5 protein-coding genes and 1 pseudogene are annotated in these 4,381 nt (G+C 67.3%); 2 read left to right on the top strand and 4 right to left on the bottom strand.

All coding sequences use genetic code 11. The features are described 5' to 3' along the window. Positions 1–212: pseudogene (locus tag ACRDUX_RS03860) on the top strand (tRNA pseudouridine(38-40) synthase TruA); the annotation flags it as partial. Here the strand turns inward: ACRDUX_RS03860 and ACRDUX_RS03855 are convergent. The 4 genes from ACRDUX_RS03855 to ACRDUX_RS03840 form a co-directional block, all read right to left on the bottom strand. Then, the gene (locus ACRDUX_RS03855) at positions 209–886 is read right to left on the bottom strand and encodes a cutinase family protein (RefSeq protein ID WP_526411189.1); all 678 of its coding nucleotides are present in this window, start codon (positions 884–886) and stop codon (positions 209–211) included. The pseudogene ACRDUX_RS03860 and the gene ACRDUX_RS03855 sit on opposite strands and share 4 nt — an antisense overlap. Before the next feature lie 57 nt (positions 887–943). Further along, on the bottom strand, positions 944–1,573 hold the full coding sequence (locus ACRDUX_RS03850; RefSeq protein ID WP_526411191.1) for a cutinase family protein: 630 nt from the start codon (positions 1,571–1,573) through the stop codon (positions 944–946). Between the two features lie 66 nt (positions 1,574–1,639). Then, positions 1,640–2,308 carry a cutinase family protein gene (locus tag ACRDUX_RS03845; protein ID WP_526411187.1) on the bottom strand — a complete coding sequence of 223 codons (669 nt, stop codon included), beginning with the start codon at positions 2,306–2,308 and terminating at the stop codon, positions 1,640–1,642. Between the two features lie 15 nt (positions 2,309–2,323). Continuing rightward, positions 2,324–3,349 (bottom strand): EamA family transporter, encoded by a 1,026-nt coding sequence (locus tag ACRDUX_RS03840; RefSeq protein ID WP_526411185.1) that lies wholly within the window; start codon positions 3,347–3,349, stop codon positions 2,324–2,326. A 74-nt stretch (positions 3,350–3,423) separates the two neighbouring features. Between ACRDUX_RS03840 and ACRDUX_RS03835 the strand changes: the two genes are divergently transcribed. Beyond that, positions 3,424–3,978 (top strand): CGNR zinc finger domain-containing protein, encoded by a 555-nt coding sequence (locus tag ACRDUX_RS03835; protein ID WP_526411183.1) that lies wholly within the window; start codon positions 3,424–3,426, stop codon positions 3,976–3,978. The last annotated feature ends 403 nt before the right edge of the window (positions 3,979–4,381 follow it).

Below are 4,381 nucleotides of genomic sequence, written 5' to 3'. Positions count from 1 at the left end.
TGGTGGGCGCCGTGCTGGCGGTTGGGGAGGGCCGTCGCGACCCGCGCTGGTGCGCAGAGTTGTTGACGTCGATGCGACGTTCCAGCGACTTCTCCACCGCGCCCGCCCGTGGACTGACCCTGGTCGGGGTTGACTACCCTCCCGATGCCGAGCTGGCGGCGCGCATCAAGGTGACCCGCGACGTCCGGTCGGCCGACGAGTTGGGCCGCTAGAGGCGGCCCGCGGCGAAGTCCGCGGCCTCGTTGACCATGCCCGCCTGGATGTAGGCGGAGGCGGCATGGTCGGTCCAGTTGCTCTCCCACGTGTTCGGGTCGGCCGGATTGCAGACCGGGTCCGCCGCATGGCACATCTCGATGGTCCGCTCGCGGTAGCCCGGACTGAACGCCCCGATGGGGCCCGCCCAGGCGCTGCCGTTGCCGAACAGTGCGACGGCGGCGATGTGTGGGTCGGCCTCGGGCGGCAACGGGTTGTCGAAGCCGAAGAACGAGAAGGGCACGGCGAGCGTGACGTCGGTCACTGCGGCCCCCAGGGAGTACCCGCCGAGCACGATTCGGGTGTCGGGACAGCTCGCCATCGTGCTCTGAACCCGAGCGCTCATGTCGTTGGCGCCGACGTCGATCTGGTTGTCCGCGGGATAGCGGACCGCGTAGAGGTTGACGTTCTTGCTCGTCTTCTTGCGAAGCGCGCTGACGAATGCGTTACCCACCTGGCCAGCTCCTGCGGGTTCCAGGCGGCCACGGGCGAATATCACCTCGACCCCGGGGCACGCCGCCGACGCAGTCGGTGCGCCGTGCGGCGCGACGGCGGGCGCCACCAACAGGGCACCGGCGGTCAGGGCGACGGCGAACGCGGAGACGACGAACCTGCGAATCTGCTGAGGGCTCACCGAACGGATGTTATCCGAACGCGCCGAAGTACTCGACGGCCCAGTGAGATGACCGGGTTACAGCAAACCGGCAACGAAGTTCGCCGCGTCGTTCGTCGGGCCGCCGGCGTAGGCGCGGTGTGCGGCGACGTCCTCGCCGTTGGTCTGGCAGATGGGATCGCCGCCGTTGCACAGATCGATGGACCGACCGCCCCAGACGGGACTCGAGGTCAGCGGCAGTCCCAGCTTGGCCGAGGGATTGCCGAAGGCGACCAGGGCCGCGACGAAGTCAGGCGTGTTGGGCGGCAGGGGATTGTTGAACCCGACGGCGGGGAACGGCACCGCGGCGACGACGTCGATCACCGCGGCACCTTGCGAGTACCCGCCCAGTACCAGTCGGGTGTTGGGGCAGGCGCCCATCATGTACTGGATGTGGGCACTGGCGTCGTTGGCGCCGTTGGCCGCCGCGAGGAAGTCGTAGGTGGCCGGGTAGTTGACGGCATACGTTCCCACCGACCGGCCACCGACCTTGGAGCGCAACGAGTCCACGAACGCGCCACCGGGCAGCCCGAGACCGGGCGCCTCGTTCGTGCCGCGGGCGAAGACGACTTCGATGTCGGGGCAACCGTCGGCGGATGCCGTGGCGATGCCGAAGCTTGCAGTCGGGGCGGTCGCGACGGTCGGAGCGATTACGGCTGCGCAGGCCATCAGAACGGCGAGTGTCGAACGCTTGACAAGATCAAAAGTCACGCCAAATGGTAACGCGTAAACAAGCTAAACAAGTCCTGCGACGAAATTCGCGGCTTGAGAGATGAAGTCCGACGACTCGTAGTGGGTGTGAGCGAAGGGGTTACGACCTCGGGAGCAGATGGGATCGCCGTCGGCGCAGAGGTCGATGGCCCGCCCGCCGAAGACCGAGTTGGTGATGGGGATCGAGAACTTCGTCGACGGGTTGCCGAACACCGCGACCGCGGCAACGTTGGCGTCGAGGTTGGAAGGCAGAGGCGGCGCCGATCCGACCTCGCCGATCTTGTTGCCGAGCGGCGGGATGCCGGCCAGCATGTCGACGACCGCCGCGCCCTGCGAGTAGCCACCCAGGACGAACTTCGTGTTCGGACACTGCGCCACCGTCGAGCTGATGAAGTTGGTCGCATCGTTGGCGCCGTCGGCGGCGGTCAGGAAGTCGTACGTGGCGGGATAGTTGACGCCGTACGAACCGATGGTTTGGCCGCCGACGAGCGGAGTGAGTGCATCGACGAGAGCCTGTCCAACTCGACCGATGCCCGCGGGTTCGCTAGTGCCTCGCGCAAAGACGACCTCGATGTCGTTGCACGGGTCCGCAGAGGCGGCCGGTGCCGAGATGAACGTGGCGGCAGCACAGACGAGAGCCGACGCGATTGCCGCCAGACGGGTCGACATCCTGAGCAAGGTCACGCCCGACATCTTCACATATCTGGGTTAGCTGTCGCGAACCGTTCGCTCGGAGGCCGTTCCGTCGAGGGGCATCTCGGGCCAGGAGGCCTCCGCGACCTTGTCGGTGCGGTCGCCCTGGCGCGCCAGCACCAACCCGCCGAGCACCACCACCGCGCCGACGGCCTGAACTGGGGTCAGCGCCTCGCCGAGCAGGGCCCACGCGGCCAGCACGGCGAACATCACTTCGGCAAGGCCCACCAGCGACGCGAACCGCGGACGCAGCCGCGAGATGCCCATGATGCCGAGCGTGTAGGCGATCGCGGTGGGGATGAGGGCCAGCGCGATGACCGGCACCACCCACGACGTCGTCATCCCCGCGATGACGGTGTCGTTGGCGTTGAAGGTCATCGGCATGAGGCCGGATACGCCGAGCAGCGCGACTGCAACGGCGCCGACGATCAGTCCACCGGCGGCGAGGGTGATGGAGTTCAGGCTTCCCTCTTTGCCGCCATCTGCACTTACCGCGTCGGACATCATGAAGTAGCACGCCGCGCAGATGGCCGCGGCCAGTCCCCATCCGACGCCGACCAGGTTGATGTGAGCGCCGGAGAACACGTTTAGCACCAGCATGATTCCAGCGACCGCCAGCGCGACGCCCGCCATCGTCAGGTTGCTCGGACGGCGCCGGGTAGTGGCCCAGAGCCACCCGACGACGAGGACGGGGGAGGTGTATTCGAGCAGGAGCGCGACGCCGACGGACAGGTGCGCGACGGCGTTGTAGTAGCAGAGCTGCGCGCCGGCGATCGGGACGATGCCGTAGGCGACGACCGTCTTCCAGTGCTTCAGCGCCTCGCGGACCCAGCCGCGCCTGGCCAGCGTGGCGAACACGGCCATCGCGACTGCGCCTCCCGCCAGGCGTGCGGTGACGGCCGCGGTGGGACTCCAGCCGGATTCCATCAGGGACTTGCCGAGGGGGCCGGACATGCCGAAGGCGAGCGCCGAGCCGAGCGCGAAGACCAAGCCGAGCCGAAAATGGTCGGCAGCGGGCCGCGCGTCCGTCGTCGCAGTCACCTGGCACCTCTTAGCTGTAATGAGTAAAGTCAACGTTGCTCATGACGCTACGGCTGGATAGAGTCAGGAGTCAAATGAATTTCAGTCATGACACAGAGCTCACACTCCGCGCCGCGTGTGTCCTGATAAACACCGACCGGGTCGACGGCGAGCAGCTCGGTGACATGGCGCCGCTGGATGAGTACCTGGCCAGTTTCGGCTGGACGGGGCGGCGGGACCGGGACGCCGCCGAACTCGACTCCGTGCACCGATTGCGTACCCGGATCGGCAATGTCTGGTCGCATTCCGACGACGAGGAACGCGTCGTCGGTCAGGTGAACGCATTGCTCAGCGATACCCGCGCCTCGCCATGGTTGACCCGGCACGCCGAGATGCCGGAGTGGCACCTGCATCTCGCGTCGATCCACGACCCGCTATGGCAGCGCATGGGCGCCGAGATGGCCATGGCCCTGGCGGACCTGATCCGGGCGGGAGAACTGCGCAGGCTCAAGACGTGTGCGGCGCCGGATTGCGAAGCTGTTCTGATCGACTTGTCCCGCAACCGGTCCCGCATGTTCTGCGACACCGGCAACTGCGGAAACCGCCAACACGTAGCGGCGTACCGAGAGCGGCGGGCGAACGATGGGTAGCGCATCAACGCTGCGCGACTCAGCGCGCGCCATCCTCGTGCACCGCGGGCGCTAGAGCGGCGCGATCTGCTAGGCCTGGAAAGGCCGTCCGGTGTACCTGCACGGACGCTTGCGCCGCGTTCGACGCGGCGGATCCCTGATTCGCGTCGACGTCTCGCCCTAGGCCCAAGAGGCTGCTGGTGTCCCGGTGGGCAGTCACGTCCTCGCGGAAAGCAGGCTTCAGCTGTGAGGCGGAGGTCGTGACCCGGCTGGCGTCGTCAACGCCCCGGATTTCGGGCGCGCTGGTTGCCGACGACGTGGTCCCATGCGGCGCGATGACCTCGTCCGATCCCTGCCTATAGAGGCTCTTGGAGAGATTGCTTCTGCTGCCGAGGTCGGAGATGGGTCGCCTCAGCGGAATACG

Origin of the sequence: Mycobacterium sp. (assembly GCF_050701675.1) — a bacterium.
Lineage (GTDB): Bacteria > Actinomycetota > Actinomycetes > Mycobacteriales > Mycobacteriaceae > Mycobacterium.
This window is presented reverse-complemented; position numbering and strand designations above follow the sequence as displayed.